We start from the raw sequence: 15,404 nt of genomic DNA, 5'->3' as shown, positions 1-15,404 counted from the left end.
GGTTCCTGCATTAGGCTAATGGCTGGGCGAAAGCCGGACGCCTCTGATGACGAGATCATCGCTGTGCTCGAAGAGGCGTCTGACCCTGTTTTATCCACAAGGGAAGTTGCAAATGAGTTACCTATTAAACAAAATGCTGCTCAAAAGCGGTTGAAAAGGTTGCATGATAAAGGCCGAATTGCTGGAAAAAAAGCGGGTCAAGGGTGGGTTTGGTGGGCGGTAGATCATGAATCAGAAGAACAATGACATCAGTAATCGGAGAGTTAAAACAACTTTTACATATTGTCCGCGAAGCCAAGCAAGAGATCTACGACATGGAAATTGAAATCTCGAAATCGATTATCCTCACAGTCTTAATATCAGCCGGTGTGCTAATCTTAGGGGCACTCTTTTCCGCAGGATTCTATGGACTATTTGACATGGGTCACGCCCTGCAACTAATGGATATCTCCGTCACTCTGTTTCTATCTGGGGCACTCGTTTACTTGTACTTTCAGCAACAGCAGGTTTTAGAGTCTCAAACTGAATTAAAACGGTCTGAATTGAGCGGTGAATTGGATGTAAACGATATTTCATATGATGACAAATCAATCGAAGTCAAGCTATCGAACTTGAGTGGGTCAGAAATTTCAGATGTAAGACTTAGAACCGAGATATTCCCAAAGAACATCGGTGAAATGAACATCATCGCATCAAGAAAAAGATTACAACGGTCTGATGAAAATGAGACCCAATTTGCCCGTAGTGCGGGGCTCGCACCTAGAGAACAAAACGTACCATTTACCGCAGAGCCAACAGTTCATTATTTTGATGAAGAGGGGCATGAAAAGTTAGCAAATCTGTCCTTCTTTATTACTGTTTTACGAGATATGGACATTGATAAAGTGAAATGTCGGATGTGGGTTGAAGGCAAAGACCAGTTAGATCAAACAGTAAAGTCCAAAGTTTTCCGATGGGACAAGACAATCCGAGTAAACACCGAGAAACCACTTCATGCTCTCCCAGATCTAGAAGGTATTGTTCATCGATCGATTTCTGCCTCAATAGAGGATAGTAAGAGTGAGTATTAAATCAGGCCACACTAATGTCAAATACACATTATATGGGTGAATAGATCTACCCGTTTCTCACTGAGGTCATCTCTACACCATCGTCGATGACGATGTACGTCTCGCCGTCGAGGTCGACGCGCTCCTCTTCCCACAGCTCGTCGTTCTCTTCGTCGTAGCCTTCGACCACGTAGCTCGCACCGAACGGGAGTTCGCCGTCGATCTCGCGCCGCTCGCCTGTCTGGATATGTTCCAGCACGGCCATGAACTATGTTCTATCGCGCACTCACTAGAGTATTCGGGACCGTTCTACGGCAGTTCGCTCTCCTATCGGAGACTCAGTCGTCGGCGACGTATCGGGAACTCACTTGCTGACTGCTCTCAGTTGGGCCGTCGGCATGGTCGCCACGACCATTCACCAGTTGTAAAATACCTTTTTATCAAATTGAAAACTTTTGAGGGTGTCTTCTGTTTCATCAACTTCAGTGACCTCGAAACTACGTCCTTGTAACGTACAATTGCCTGTGTACCCAAGAATGTCTTCGTACGCTATCTTAAATTGAATACCAACCATTGACGCGTCTGTTTTCTTCATCACTTCTAAAAACAGAGAATATACGACTGTGCTCGGATACTCATCCTCGTCATAATCACCAGTCGGTGCCCTATCTATATTATCAAAATGAATTCGAGCCTCAAATTCTTTAGATTCACCAGCGCTTAGGACACCACCATGTCTAAAAGACATGACTGAGTCCTTATGTAACCCATCCAGTGTGGCCGAGCGTGGTGTAAGGGTTGGGATATCCTCAGTCTCCTCATCTTTAAGAAAATCTGATAATTCTGTCAACTCCCTCATCACGTCTTCATCTGTATCTTCCTGATCATCAGCACTCTCTAATACATACACCTGGGGCTTGAGATGTAGATTTGAAGCTTCGCCTCTCCCTACGTTCTTTAATTTAAATTGAATTTTGTTTTCATCCTCTTCAGAAATTGAGTATTCACTAACTCGTTTTAAATCTGGTTTAATTTCGGCTTGGTGTTTTTCCATCAAAACCTCATTTTGCTTCAAACTCTTAATTGTAACCCAGGCTAGGATTAAAGTGCCAGCAGCACCGAACGCAGAGGCTAAAAATGAGGGCTGCTTAACCTCATAAAACTGGAATTGACTATTGAGAATGAGGAGAGATATGATTAAAATCAAGGCCGAGACGACAACCGTTACGAACCTATCTTTCAGTTCCTTTAGTACCAATTTGAATGACTTCTTTCCAATAGACATTGACGTACTATTGTAGAGTAACTAGGTTTTGGGGTCTAATCAACTTCGAGGAAAGAGTGTTCAGCTCCCTCGTGAAAGTTGGCACTCACCCACTTCTCTACAGCAGTGTCCTGCTTTTCTATGGTCCACTCCTCATTAGTCCAAGATTGGATCTGAATCCAACCGCCTTCTGAAGGGGAATAACCCATTAAATACGTCATCTCGGCTTTCTCTCGTGCAATACTGAGAGTAACGCAACTCGTTTCGCCGTCGATTGCCATTACTGTGAGAGGTGCGATTATAGCGTCTTCAGGCTCCGAGTTTGCCAATACGTCGGCTTCCTCAATCGACAATGGTCGGTCTGGTAACGAATCCAACACGGTTGTATATTGGTTGTCTGGCATTAATATATAAAAGTGACTTCCGGACACTAAATTGCCAATTGGTACTGACTGGGATTGATGTCTCTACCCGCTATTTTCGCCAATCTCGTGTGGATCAGTGGCGTTCGGGTCGACTGCCGGCGGAGGATAGGCCTCCCGAGATTCAAACACCTCGTGAAGTGATTTGTCCGAGTGTCGCCGCTGGAACTCCATACGCAACTCCGCGGCCCACGGCTCCGTGAAACCGAGTTCGACTAACCGGGCAGCCTGCCCACGAGCCTCGTAGGACGCGACGGACTCGCCGGGACCGTCCGACCCGTGAACCACGATCGTCGGTGACTGCTCCTCGCCGTGGTACTGCAGTCTGGTTTCTCGCATCAACCGCTCGACGGGCATCACGACCTCAGCCATGTCGACGCCGCCGCCGACCGCGGCCGGGTGTTCTTCGTCGTCAACGATCACCGCGTCGAGCCGCCAGTCGGGCGGGTCGTCGAAGCCGACCACCTCGGAACGGTCGACGCCGGCCATCACCTCGCGCACGAGACTCGCGTCGCCGGGCGGGAGCGAACACGAACCCAGTACCTCGGTCACCGTGGCGTTCGGATGTCTCTCCAAGTGCGACTCGATAGCCTGCCGCTTCTTGCGCTCGGTCGGTGTCTCCCCGACCGTCGCCGCGGCGGTCGCGGACGGCCACTGTTCGCGCAGCTGCTCCTCGCGGTCGGGGACCTCGATACCACCGTCAGCGACAGCTGTGGAATCGGCGGTCTCGGCAGCCGACAGCCGCGCGGAGGTCAGCGTCTGGTCCTGGTCGATGCCCCACGGGGAACCGCACTCGGCGCACTCGAACTCGACGCCGCGGCGGTCGGAGACGGCGATCTCCTCGCCGTGGTTCACCTCCTGGTCGCTCTTGTCGGACTCGAACCGCTGTTTACAGGCGTCCGCTGTGGCCGCCCAGCCGGCCGCGTTCGAGCGCGTCCGTCGCTTCCGGTTGGCGGCCCACTGCGTCGCTGCCCAGGCGATGTACTCGACCGACCGCTCCAGCAGCCCGGCGGGCTTGATGCCGGTGTAGCTGGCGACGTAGGCCGCCACGTCCTCGACCTCATCGGCGGGCAACACCGACACCGGGGTGTCGCAGTCGGGACACCCGGAGACGGCAGCGTTCCAGTCGCTCGCCGCATTGTCCGCGTGTTCGGCGCACGGCTTGTTCCGGTGGGCGTCGGCACCGGCCGCGTCGCACTTCTCGACGTGTTTCTCCAGTATCGGCCGGAAGTCCTCGGCGGTGACCGCGCCGTCGACGATCAGCATCGTGTGTTCGTGGGTGTAGCACCGATTCATTGAACCGCCGCGTTCGGACGTGTGCGGCTCTTCCTTCCGGTAGTAGTCCCAATCGTCGCTGTCGAACCCGAGCGACCGAAGGTGGTTCCGAATCTTGTCGTAGACCGGACTCCACGCTTCATCTACGTCGGTCGCATGGTCGACGGGAGCCAGCCGGTCGCCGGTCGGAACCGACGATGCCGTCCGGGTGAGGATAGCGACGTGCGGATTCTCGAACTTCCCGGCGCAGTCGCCGCCGCTCGGGCGGGTTCCGCCGATGGTCTCGCGGACCCAGCCTTTCAGTTCGGCGAAGTACCGTTTCTGGTACGAGGTCATCCACGAGGTCTCGGCGTCCTTGTGGAACACGTCGTGTTCCGGGTGGCCTTCGTAGCCGCGTTCGAGCTTCAGCGTCGTGTTTCTGGAGTCCTCGTAGGATTCCAGCAGTTGCTCTACGGCCGCTTCCCAGGTGAGCGGCACGCGCTTGTCCAGCTCGAAGACAGTCGTCCCGTCCTCCTGGTCGGTCAGCGGTTCGACCTCGACCTCGGTTCGATGCTCTTCCAGGAGCGATTCGCGCAACTTCTGTCCGGGTACGTCCGTCAGTCGCAGCTGCGCCAGGTGGCCGTACTCTTCGCGGAACTCTGCAACGCGCTCAGCCGGGGTCGGTAACTCGCGCTCACCATCGGCGGAGTTACCGGGCTGAGAGGGCGTTACAGAGTTAGTCTCATTGGTGTGCCGAGAACCGCACCCCTGGCCGCTCATGCCGAAACACCTCGGAAGACTGGTGTGTCGAGAGAACACGAGCGGTCGGCCGGCCGGCAGGCCGTGCCGGCCGGTTCCGGTCCTCGCTCGCTTCGCTCGCTGCGGGCCGGGTCGGGTCGACCCCCCATGGGAGGGGGGCCGCTTCCGCCCGTACCCGGTTCTCGCGCTCGCGGTGCTCGCGCTGCGCTTCCGCTGGGTGCGTCGCCGCGGTGGGGGAGATACTTGCCGCTAATCTGGTGTGATGCGAGTGAGTTCGGAGCGCGCGCCTCACCCCCATTGAGGGGGAATCGGCGCGCGCATTCGCTCGCGGGTATGTGCAGCTGGGCGAGCGAGGGGAGACCGTCGGGAGCGTGCGACTGCGCGGACGGCAGACGCCGGACGACCGGACCCATCTCAGTCCGCTATCCGGTGGCAGGCGCGGCACTCGCCCTCTTCAGCGGGTCCGGAGTCGAGCGGGTTGATACAGCCCTGCCGGCAGTGTCGACACCGGTAGGCTTTGAGGTCCGACCAGTCGATTTCCGGCGGGATTGGCCCGGACTCGCGGTTTCGGGTCGGCCCGGTGATCTCCGGGTAGTTCGGCTGTCGCTCGAACCACCAGTCCGGCGGGTCGATGTCCGCGTGCTTCCAGTAGTGGCGACGAGACGAGTGTTTCAGCTCCTCGACGGTCGGCTTCTGGCGCTCTAACCACTCGCGTCGCCGTTCCCGACGGGAGCGAGCGACGGGATCGAGGTCGTCGCTCTCACTCATCGGGGATCACCGCTCTGAACCTGACCGATTTTCCGCTGAAAGCCGGTGCTAACAGTACGGGCTGCTCGGCTGAGCCAGATGCAGGGGAATAGAACAACGACCAGACAGCCGACCAGGAAGTAGCACGCCAGGGTGAATCCGAGTCGGCGGAGGAAGGAGGCAGTCACGACTGACCACCTCGCTCGTGGTCGGCGTGCGTCAGGAGTATGCCATCCGGGTGGTCATGGACGCGGATGGTGTCTCCCGGGACAGCGTACAGCGGAGCCAGAGCCGGGTTGAAGAGGTGCAGCGAGAGGTCACCGCGAGGAGTCATTGAGACGGTGTACTCCGCGAGGTAGTCCGGAGTGTACCGGTCCGGCGTCTCGTCCGGTTCGGAGTCGACTGTCGGTTCGTCGTCGGTATCGGACTCGTCCGAACTCGCGGGCGGCCACGGCGTGCCGTACTCGGTTTCAGACACGCCGATCACCTCGCTCGACGGCGCGGACGGCCTCGCGGACCTCTTCGTCCGTCGCGGCTCGCAACTGGCTGGCCGGGACGAACTCGATGGAGTTCCTCGACGCGATCAGCTCCGGATGCGACCGCGACCGGGTGACTGAATCGCCGCGGTCAGCGGCCCGACGAGAGCGGCCGCTACCTATCAGAGCACCCGGGAAAAGGTATATGGGTGTAGTGGGATCGCCCAGATTTGAACTGGGGGTACAGCGTCCCAAACGCTGAAGGTTACCAAGCTACCCCACGATCCCGCGTCGTCTACTCGGTGGGACGCAGGGTAAAGCGTTTCGCTGCGCACCCGTTCGGACTCCGAATCCTCGCCGGTTCCTCCGAAAACACCCTCACAGCCCCCAGAACGCGTAGATCCCGAGAGTCGTGGCGGCGGCGAAGATCAGTTGCAGGGGCGTCCCAACCTTGAGGTAGTCGGAGAAGCGGTAGCCGCCGGGGCCGTAGACGAAGAGGTTGGTCTGGTAGCCGACGGGGGTCATGAAGGCCGTCGAGGCGGCGAAGGTGACGGCGAGAATAAAGGAGAAGGTGTTCACGCCCAGCTGGCGGGCGGCCTCGACGGCGACGGGGATCATGAGGACGACGCTGGCGTTGTTGCTGATGACGTTCGTGAGCAGCGCGGTGACGAGGTACATCAGGGCAAGTACGCCCAGCGGCGGGAGCATCGTCGCCGACTGGACGACCAGGTCGGCGATGAGGTCGGCGCCGCCGGTGTTCTCCAGGGCGATGCCCAGCGGGATGACGCCGGCGAGCAGGAAGATCACGTCCCACTGGACGGCGTCGTAGATCTCGGTGGGTTTGAGACAGCCGGTGAGCACCATCGCCAGCGCGCCGGTCAGCGCGGCGACGACGATGGGGAGGAGGCCGACCGCGGCGGCGCCGACGACGGCGGCGACGATGCCGATGGCGACCGGGATCTTCGAGCGGCGGTAGTCGGGGCGCTCGATCATCCCCGCGACGATGAAGTCGCGGTTGGCGTTGAGCCGCTCGACGCTGTCGGGGGTGCCCTGGATCAGCAGGGTGTCGCCGACGCGCAGGCGGACGTGGTCCATCCGCTGGCGGAACAGCTCCGGCCCGCGCCGCAGGGCGAGGACGGTCGCGTCGTAGCGCTGGCGGAAGTTCGCCGAGGCGAGCGACTCGCCGACGAGGCTCGACCCGGGCGCGACCACGACCTCGACGAGGTTCTCCCGCTCGTTGGCCTGTTCGAGCTCCGCCTCGTCCACGTCGACCTCGGGGAGCAGGTCCAGCCCCTCGGCGTCCGAGAGGGCGACGAGCGTGTCGCGGTCGGTCCGCACGGCGAAGACGTCGCCGGCCCGGATCGTCTTGGGGTTCAGCGGTTCGGTGAACGCCCGGTCGCCGCGGATCAGCTGGACCAGGTCCACGTCGAACTCGGTGTCCCGTAGCGCCTCGCGGACGGTCTCGCCGACCATCGGCGAGTCCTCGCGGACGACGACCTCGGTGAGGTACTCGCCCATCTCGAACTCCTCGGTGAGGTCCTCGGCGACGGGGATCCGCTCGGGGGTCAGCCAGCGGCCGACCGTCAGCAGGTACGCCGCGCCGACGACCGAGAGGACGACGCCGAGCTGCGTGAACTCGAACATCGTGAACGTGCGGCCGATGAGCCGCCCGGACAGCTCGGAGGCGAGGATGTTCGTCGAGGTGCCGATCAGCGTGAGCATCCCGCCGAACATCGAGGCGTAGGAGAGGGGAATGAGCAGCTTCGAGGGGGAGGTCTTGCCCTCGTGGGCGAGGTCGGTGACCATCGGCAGGAGGATGGCGACGGCGGCGGTGTTGTTGATGAACCCGGAGATGGGGGAGACGACGCCGATGATGGCGCCCAGCTGCCGGGACTCGCTGTCGCGTGTGAACTCGGCGATCTTCGACCCGAGGATCTGGACGACGCCCGTGCGCTGGACGCCCTCCGAGAGGACGAACATGGCGAGGACAGTGAGCGTCGCCGAGCTGGCGAACCCGGAGAGGCCGTTCTCGGTGGCCGAGAGGCCGTCGGCGGGGTCGCTCAGGACGACCAGCGGGTCGGCGAGCAGGCCCAGGTCGGCGGCGGTCGCCGACAGCGGCTCGACGAGCAGCAGGGCGACGAGCACGCCGATGGCCGTGATGTCGACGGGGACGGGCTCGGTGGCGAACAGGACCAGCGCGGCGAGGATGACGAGGAAGACGAAGACCGCGCCCGCGGAGATCCCGAATGGCACGTCCGCACAGTCGCGCGGACGCCGGAAAAAGACCACTCATCGCCCGTGGGGGCGCGAGCGGCGGGAGGCGGTCGGCGTGCCGGACTCGGGGAGCTTCGGCGTGCCGGACTCGATGGGGAGGTCGACCGGCGGTTGGCCGCGTTACCGCACTCGGCCGGCGATCCGCCGGGGGAGACGGCCGGCGCGCCCGGCGCGCGACCCCACGAGCAGGGCCGAACCGAGCACCGCGCCGGCGCCGACGGCGGGGTGGGAGCCGGCGGCCGACCGCCCGGTCCCCGCGGCGGACCGGGCGGAGTCGAGCGCCGTCGCGGCGGTGTCGCGGGCGTGCCAGGCGTAGGTCGCCGCGAACTCGACGGGCGTCGTGACGGTCCCCTGCGCGGTCGCGGTGCCCGCGCGGATCCCCGCCAGCACGTCCGCGACGGTCATCGTCGCCCAGTCGACGCCCGCGGGGAGCGTGACGCTGGTGAACGCCCGGCCGACCAGGCCAGGTCGGTGGGCGTCGCTGCCGCCCACCGTGGGGTACCCTTCCGCGGCCGCGAACTGTCGGGCGCGGCGATTCCCGTACCCGGTGACCGCGACGGCGTTGCGCGTCTCCACCCCGTCGACCTCGCAGTCGGCGAGGACGGACCGGCGGACGCCGTGGCGGCTGACCTGGAACGGATGGGGAACGACCGCGACGCCGCCGGCTTCGCGGACCGCGGTCGCCGTCTCGGCGAACGGCCGGTCGGGCGCGGGCGCCCGGTCGACGCCGAGCGCGAGGAGGTGGCCCTCGGCCGTTGAGACCTCGACGCCCGGCACGACGAGCAGGTCGGTCCCCGCGGCGGCGGCGACCGCGCGCCGGGCGCCGCCGACGGCGTCGTGGTCGGTGATCGCGACCGCGTCGAGGCCGGCGGCCAGCGCCGCGTCGACGACGCGCTCGGGCGTCGTCGAGCAGTCGTAGGAGGCGTCGGTGTGGACGTGGGCGTCCAGGGTGATAGTTCGGGCCGAGTCCGGCCCGGTTCCGGCAGTCATTGCCTACTTCAGGCTACCGACCGGCATAAGTCTTGGGCGCTCGCGCGCGCCGGGCTACCACGGAGTACCGTCGCCTTACCGCGATCGATCGCCGTCTCGTTCGCACCGGTCACCGCTCGTCGTCGCGCAGTTCCATCGTCCCGACGATGTCGTACGGATCCTCGCCCCTCCGGATGCCGCCGAGCAGCAGGAACGCGTCGTCGGCCGGGCGACGCCTCCGGTCGCGCCCGCCACAACACGTTTGTCGGTCGTCGGCCAACACGAGGGTGCGATGAGCGAGCGGGAGTCGCCCACCGATCTGTCGGAGCGGTCGAAGCGAGGGGTCGACATCGACCGGATCCGGACGGTTATCGATCGATATCCCGTCCGTCTGGCGGTTTTGTTCGGCTCGCAGGTCACCGGCGTCGCGGACGCCAGCAGCGACGTGGACTCGCCGTGGAGTTCGAGGCGTCCGTCGACGACCCCGGCGAGACGCTCCTCGCTGCTGGCCGAGCTCTCCGTGGCGCTCGACCGCAACGACGTCGACCTCTCGCTCGTGGACGACCCCGACCCGCGGGTCGGTCGAGCGCGGGACGTGACCGATGTCGGACCCGCACGGCCCCGAGCGCGTCGAGGCGATGGTCGAGAAGGCGGAGTTCGTCGAGGAGTGTCTCGAATGTCTCACGTCTCTCCGGCAAATGGGAAAAGCGGGTGAAGCCTCACTGGTCGTCCGAGAGACTGAGCAACCGTTGCACCGACTTTGGACCCTTCTGTCTGAGATAGACAAGCGAAAGCGCCCCGATGGTTAATAGAATGTAAATGAGCGTCCCGTTGGAATGGTAGTCTCTCGTATACCAAGCAATGAGAGCACTTATCAATAAATAGTAGAGAAGGAGTACTTCGTACCCCTTGACTTCGATCGTCATGGCAGAAATATGGATTGTACGCCTATATTCCTTTCATTTCAGGGCAACAAGCTCGCCCCGCCAGAGTTGACATCCTCCTCCGCCTGAAGGCGGAGGAATCCCGAGCGTTGGGATATTAGGGTTTGCAGTCTCCCTGTTCTCTCGGTGTGAACCGTCCGCTCTCGCGGTCGAACAGGAAGACTCCGGGCTGTGCCAACCAGCCGTTACTCATATCCCCCGTCGGGGGACTCTGAGTTATCTTTCGTCGGATATTCACCGCACCGTTTACGTCCGCGTTCATCGTCGTTTCGCACGACGAGCAGATATACAACCCGCGCTCTACGCGGTTACTGTCCCGGATCTGCCCGCAACACGAACACGTCTTCGACGTGTTCTCCTCGTCCACGCGGTCAACGAGGATGCCGTGTTCCTCGGCCTTGTATTCGAGCAGACGGACGAAGCGGTCGAACTCCCAGCCGTGGAGTTTCTTGTTCCCCGATCGACCCCAGTTCCGCGAGTCGCCGTTCTCGTCTTCGCGGATGTCACTGAGGTCGCCAACCGCTATCTTCTCCACGCCCTCTTCGACACACCGCTCAACGATGTGCTTCGAGAGTGTGTGGAGGAAGTGGTCTTTGCGTCGGGAGAGTTTCCGGCGAGCCTTCCGCGCTCGCTTCGACGGGCCGTTCTCGCCTTCGGTCTGGTACTCCTCGCGGGTGAAGTAGTGCTTGTCCTCTTTCAGCACGTTCCCCGGATACAGCTCGCTCGCCCCGTCTTCGTAGTCGATGGCGAGGTAGTTGCTGATACCGAGGTCAATACCCGCCGTGTTGTCCCCCGGCGCGTTTTCGACTGGAATCTCTTTCTTGCAGACGAGGTGGAGTTCCCACTTGTCCCCGTTCCAGACGGCACGCACCTGCTGGATGTTCTCGACTTCTACATCGGGACGGGTTTCGTACTCGGCGAGGATGAAGTCCGACCGGCTATCTTTCAGGTTAAACCCTTTCGAGAGCCGGAGTTGGCCGTGCTTCTCGTCGTGCTTGATAGCCCGTTTCTTCCACGTGACGGTGGAGCGGGGGTGTCGGTCGCCACGTTTCCGATAGCCGGGTGGGTTGTTGCCGTCGTCGGAGTTGTACCAACCGTTGAACGCCTCAGCAAGTTCTTCGAGAACTCGCTGACTTGACTGAGAATGCAGGTCACTATAGCGTTCGTGGTCTTTCAACTCCGATTTCAACTCGGCTTCGTCGGGGATCTCACCGTCTTCGTCCCACCGTCCTTGGATGTAGTAGCGTCCGACGTTCCACAGTTTGGATGCGGAGAACCCGCACTGATCGAGGTCGTCACGAACCTGACTGTGGTTCGTGATGCGTGCGACGTAGGTGCGGGTCGTCTCCAGCATCGAACTGTGCTCATAACGTGTTATAGTAAGATAAGTATTAAAATCAACGACCGGGCGTGGAATATCCGACTGGAGTGTCGTCGGTGGATTGGCGGTCAGAGTGTTGGATTCATCCCGCGCCTCAAGGCGCGGGTATTCTCCTTGCTATTTATAAAACCCCGAAATGCCGGGTGTGCGTGCTCGAACGACCGTAATGGTCGGTCGTCGTCACGGGTAGCGCCGCTCCCTGGATACGCGTGGGCCCGTCTATCAGCCCGGGCTACGCCTCAGATACCAACTGACGAAAGTACCAGTCAGCGCTCGTCGTCGCGCAGTTCCATCGTGCCGACGATGTCGTACGGATCGTCGCCCTTGCGGATGCCGTCGAGCAGCAGGAACGCGTCGTCGGGCGAGAGGAAGTGGGAGGTCACGGCGCGGCCCATCGGCGTCGGTTCCAGCCCGTCGATGAACTCGTACTCCAGCAGCTTGCCGATCGCGTGTTTCGTGGGTACCTCGCCGATCATCCGGTCGTTGAGCCGCTTGGCGTGTTTCCCGCCGACGGTGACGTTGGCGAGCGTCTCCTCGACGGCCGCGCCCTCGTCGTAGCGGGTGATGACGGGGTCCATCTCGCCTTTCAGGAGCTTGAACGCCACCTCGTCCTCGCTCATCTCCTGGCTGTTGTGGTAGTTGCCGTCGGGCTCGACGAGGACGTAGACGGTCCCCTTGTCGTGGTAGTCGGGCCGCCCCGCGCGGCCGAGCATCTGGTGGAACTCCTGGACAGTGAGCCACTCGATGCCCATCGCCAGCGAGTCGAAGATCACCTGCGAGGCCGGGAAGTCGACCCCCGCGGCGAGCGCGGCGGTCGTCACGACCGCGGCGAGGTCCTGGTCGGCGAACTGTCGCTCGACCTTCTTGCGCCGGCGGTGGTCCAGCCCGGCGTGGTAGGGGGCCGAATCGTACTCCAGTTTGCGAGATATTTCGTGGCAGCGTCGCCGGGAGTTCGTGAAGATGATCGTCTGGCCGCGGTAGCCCTTCGACGACTTCGTGTCGAACGCGCGGCGGACGAGCTTGTTCTCGATCCCCATCTTCTCGCGGCCGTCGGCGAAGGTGACGTGGCGTTCGATGGGGACGGGCCGCTCCTCGAACTCGATGAGCTGGGCGCGCAGCTGCTCGGCCAGGTCACCGGGGTTGCCGACGGTCGCCGAGAGGTAGATCCACTGGGTGCCGTCGGTGCTGGCGTTGTCCGACAGCTCCCCGCAGTAGTACTTGAGCCGCGAGATCAGGCCGTCGAGGCGGTGGCCCCGCTCGTCCTCGCCGAGGGTGTGAACCTCGTCGATGACCACGGTCCCGATGTTGCCCAGGTCCTTGCCGGTCCGCAGCGCGTGGTCGATGCCCTCGTAGGTACCGACGATCACGTCGGCGCCGGGGTCGAAGCGGCCGCCGCCGTCGTTGATGCGGCTGGCACCGACTCGGAGGGACACGTCGACCATGTCGCCGTACCGTTCCTCGAAGGACTCGTGTTTCTGGTTGGCCAGCGCCACGAGCGGGACGAGGAAGAGCATCTTCCCTTCCCCGTTGAGCACGCGGTCGAGACCGGCCATCTCGCCGATGAGCGTCTTCCCGGTCGCGGTCGCGCTGACGACCAGCTGGTCCTGGCCTTCGGTGGCGCCGTTCTCGACGGCGAGGCTCTGGACCGGCAGGAGCGTGTCGAACCGCGATTCGAGGTGGTCCTGGATGCCCGGGTGGAGATCCAGCGAGTCCACGGGGACGGGGTCGACCTCGTCGACGGTCGCGGAGATCTCGTCGAACTTGGTGAGGTCGGGGTCCAGGTCGCCCTTCAGGAGATTGGATACGCGGTCGAGGTCCTGGACCTCGGTGAGGAGGTCGTAGAGCCGGTCGCGGGCGCCGCTGGTGATCTCGCCCTTGTAGGCGAGCTCGCGGTCGAGTTCCGCCTTCGCGCAGTCGGGGCAGATGTACTCGCCGTCGGCCTCGATGGCCGTCTCCGAGGTGATGGGGGAGTAGTGGCCCTCGCTGGCGCAGTAGCGGCAGGTGCGGACGGCCTTCGCCTCCAGCTGGTAGGCGTCGAGCAGTTCCTGCAGCCGGCGGCGAACCTCGGGAGAGGTCTGCTCGGAGATGCGGATGCGCGAGGCCGAGCGGGCGAGTTCGACGAAGAGATCCGGCGGGCGGGGCTCCTCGTCGGTCCCCTGCTTCACGCGGAGCCGGGCGGGTCGCGGCCCGGCGCCGGTCTCCTTGAGTTCCAGTATCGCGTGGAGCCGCCGCTGTCCATCCCTGACGACGGCGACGCGAACGTCGTCGCCGTACTCGTGGAGGAACAGCGTCCCGACCTCGCCGACCTGCTGTGACACGGTCCTCCGTCGGTTCGGCAGGTATTTGAGCCGTTCGGACTGCAGCGAGCGGCGTGCCGGCCGGACGGCGGGGCCGTTCCCCTTCGCCGACCGCGGAGCACTCAGAACAGTGTTTTGAGGACGCGCTTGGACCCTTTGAGCCGTGAGGCGGTCTCCGCGTCGTCGCTCTCTTCGCGGTCGACAACCACGATGTCCTCGTCGTCGGGCCGCTTTCCCCTCCACGCGTCGGACCCCTCCAGGAGAGCGTCCCGGACGAACGACCTGAATTCGGTGTCGTAGAGCGGTACCCGGGGACCCCCCTCCTCGGCTGTGTACTTGTCCATGGCCGTGCTCCCGCCGGTCACGACGAAGAGCAGCCGTGTCCGGGAGTCGTCCTCGAAGCTCCGGTACAGTCGCGCGAACGTCTCGACGGCACCGTCGTTCGTCGCGATGTCCGGGTAGTGGACCGCACACACCACGACATCCGCCCCGAGGACGGCGTTGTGTATCCGACGATCGGTGCCGGTCCCGTCCGGGGTCGCTTTCGGAACAGCCAGCCGCAGGTATCGTTTCGTCCGGTCGACGAGGCGATTTCTCGTTCGGTTGCGAGCGGCAACCGCATCGTCGATCGCGTTGAAGTGGTACTCCGTGAACCGGGCCGCGGGGAGTGCCCGAGCCCCGACGGCGACCGTCTGACTGAACCAGCCGTCCGGCCGGAACTGGAATCCCCGCCTGGTACCGTCCTCGCGATCGTTCCGGTCACCCGGGTTCACGACATCCGGCAGGTCCTCCCTGGAACTGACATTGGACGCCCGCAGCAGCCACTCGTGACTCTCGGTCGTCACGGCGGCGTCGCCGTAGATCCGTCGCACCGTCTGGTACAGCCCGCCGGTGACGTTGGCCTCCGTGATCCCATCGCTGTCAGCCGAGACGATGACCATCGTGACGGGATTCCGGTACCGTGTGAACGAGCCGAGGAGGACTGCCACGACCAGGACCGCTCCGAGGTCGCGCCACAGGTACCGTGTCTCGACGACCGCCGCGCCCGACGCCAGGTGGTACTCGAGAAACCCGACCGCCGCGACGCCCGCGAGCACGACGTGGAGTCCGTTCGCCGCGGCGGGGAACTCCCTGACGTTGCCGGAGACGTTCCGTCCGGCGAGCGCGACCGCCGCCCCGACGAGCAGACCGGCCGCGAGAAACGGAACCTGGGCCCCCCACTGGATCGCGTACCACCTGCCCTCTCCCGTCACCGCGACGTAGAAGACGGGGAACAGCGGCACGAGCGTCAGCGCCTGCATCTGCTTCGACGAGTCCAGCAGGAAAAACAGGAACAGCGTGACGACGAACCCGACGACGGTCGCGACGGCCGCGGCCTTCGAGAGGCCCAGCGCGCCGAGGGTTCCGGTCACCGCACCGTAGACGATGCCGCCGCTGTCCCAGGCATCGACCAGCATCCGCGCCAGGACCGCGCTCGTGACCCCGACGAGCAGTGCCGAGACGGCGAGCAGCACCGCGTCGATGCCGTCCCGCCGTCGACGGAGCGACGTCTCTGCAGTGTCTCCCAT

Annotated in this window: 15 protein-coding genes and 1 tRNA gene; 3 read left to right on the top strand and 13 right to left on the bottom strand. The window is 62.7% G+C overall.

Going from position 1 to position 15,404, the window contains the following annotated elements; genetic code table 11:
* Window positions 1-18 precede the first annotated feature (18 nt).
* Both ACMGFG_RS18680 and ACMGFG_RS18675 read left to right on the top strand, forming a co-directional pair.
* The gene (locus ACMGFG_RS18680; protein WP_436931826.1) at window positions 19-246 is read left to right on the top strand and encodes a winged helix-turn-helix transcriptional regulator; all 228 of its coding nucleotides are present in this window, start codon (window positions 19-21) and stop codon (window positions 244-246) included.
* Window positions 243-1,070, top strand: a complete 828-nt coding sequence (locus ACMGFG_RS18675; protein WP_436931825.1) for a hypothetical protein — start codon at window positions 243-245, stop codon at window positions 1,068-1,070. The genes ACMGFG_RS18680 and ACMGFG_RS18675 overlap by 4 nt, the downstream gene beginning before the upstream one ends.
* 46 nt (window positions 1,071-1,116) lie before the next feature.
* On the opposite strand, the gene ACMGFG_RS18670 is transcribed toward ACMGFG_RS18675, so the two are convergent.
* The 10 genes from ACMGFG_RS18670 to ACMGFG_RS18625 all read right to left on the bottom strand — a co-directional run bounded on the left by ACMGFG_RS18670 (window position 1,117) and on the right by ACMGFG_RS18625 (window position 9,494).
* Complete coding sequence (locus tag ACMGFG_RS18670) at window positions 1,117-1,314, bottom strand: hypothetical protein (RefSeq protein WP_436931824.1); 198 nt, start codon at window positions 1,312-1,314, stop codon at window positions 1,117-1,119.
* Window positions 1,315-1,464: 150 nt separating this feature from the next.
* Window positions 1,465-2,103, bottom strand: a complete 639-nt coding sequence (locus tag ACMGFG_RS18665) for a hypothetical protein (protein ID WP_436931823.1) — start codon at window positions 2,101-2,103, stop codon at window positions 1,465-1,467.
* A 266-nt stretch (window positions 2,104-2,369) separates the two neighbouring features.
* Window positions 2,370-2,717 carry a DUF7964 domain-containing protein gene (locus tag ACMGFG_RS18660; protein WP_436931822.1) on the bottom strand — a complete coding sequence of 116 codons (348 nt, stop codon included), beginning with the start codon at window positions 2,715-2,717 and terminating at the stop codon, window positions 2,370-2,372.
* Between the two features lie 63 nt (window positions 2,718-2,780).
* Window positions 2,781-4,586 (bottom strand): hypothetical protein, encoded by a 1,806-nt coding sequence (locus ACMGFG_RS18655; protein WP_436931821.1) that lies wholly within the window; start codon window positions 4,584-4,586, stop codon window positions 2,781-2,783.
* A 576-nt stretch (window positions 4,587-5,162) separates the two neighbouring features.
* Window positions 5,163-5,516: a hypothetical protein gene (locus tag ACMGFG_RS18650; RefSeq protein WP_436931820.1), complete on the bottom strand. Its 354-nt coding sequence runs from the start codon at window positions 5,514-5,516 to the stop codon at window positions 5,163-5,165.
* 163 nt (window positions 5,517-5,679) lie between these two features.
* The gene (locus ACMGFG_RS18645) at window positions 5,680-5,973 is read right to left on the bottom strand and encodes a hypothetical protein (protein ID WP_436931819.1); all 294 of its coding nucleotides are present in this window, start codon (window positions 5,971-5,973) and stop codon (window positions 5,680-5,682) included.
* 213 nt (window positions 5,974-6,186) lie between these two features.
* Window positions 6,187-6,259: transfer RNA gene (locus ACMGFG_RS18640), tRNA-Pro, on the bottom strand.
* 90 nt (window positions 6,260-6,349) lie between these two features.
* A complete protein-coding gene (locus ACMGFG_RS18635; RefSeq protein ID WP_436931818.1) occupies window positions 6,350-8,224 on the bottom strand; it encodes an SLC13 family permease in 1,875 nt (624 codons plus the stop codon).
* Window positions 8,225-8,365: 141 nt separating this feature from the next.
* Window positions 8,366-9,235, bottom strand: coding sequence for a CehA/McbA family metallohydrolase (locus ACMGFG_RS18630; RefSeq protein ID WP_436931817.1), 870 nt, complete (start codon window positions 9,233-9,235; stop codon window positions 8,366-8,368).
* Between the two features lie 109 nt (window positions 9,236-9,344).
* The gene (locus ACMGFG_RS18625) at window positions 9,345-9,494 is read right to left on the bottom strand and encodes a hypothetical protein (RefSeq protein WP_436931816.1); all 150 of its coding nucleotides are present in this window, start codon (window positions 9,492-9,494) and stop codon (window positions 9,345-9,347) included.
* 12 nt (window positions 9,495-9,506) lie between these two features.
* Between ACMGFG_RS18625 and ACMGFG_RS18620 the strand changes: the two genes are divergently transcribed.
* Complete coding sequence (locus ACMGFG_RS18620; protein ID WP_436931815.1) at window positions 9,507-9,929, top strand: hypothetical protein; 423 nt, start codon at window positions 9,507-9,509, stop codon at window positions 9,927-9,929.
* A gap of 326 nt (window positions 9,930-10,255) precedes the next feature.
* On the opposite strand, the gene ACMGFG_RS18615 is transcribed toward ACMGFG_RS18620, so the two are convergent.
* From ACMGFG_RS18615 to ACMGFG_RS18605, 3 genes are all read right to left on the bottom strand, one after another.
* Window positions 10,256-11,512, bottom strand: a complete 1,257-nt coding sequence (locus ACMGFG_RS18615; protein WP_436931814.1) for an RNA-guided endonuclease InsQ/TnpB family protein — start codon at window positions 11,510-11,512, stop codon at window positions 10,256-10,258.
* Window positions 11,513-11,805: 293 nt separating this feature from the next.
* Window positions 11,806-13,857, bottom strand: coding sequence for a DEAD/DEAH box helicase (locus tag ACMGFG_RS18610; RefSeq protein WP_436931813.1), 2,052 nt, complete (start codon window positions 13,855-13,857; stop codon window positions 11,806-11,808).
* 101 nt (window positions 13,858-13,958) lie between these two features.
* Window positions 13,959-15,404, bottom strand: a complete 1,446-nt coding sequence (locus ACMGFG_RS18605) for a hypothetical protein (protein WP_436931812.1) — start codon at window positions 15,402-15,404, stop codon at window positions 13,959-13,961.

Source organism: Halosimplex halobium (assembly GCF_051414055.1).
Classification (GTDB): Archaea; Halobacteriota; Halobacteria; order Halobacteriales; family Haloarculaceae; genus Halosimplex; species Halosimplex halobium.
The sequence above is the reverse complement of the archived record's forward strand: the minus strand, read 5'-3'. Positions and strand labels throughout refer to the sequence as shown.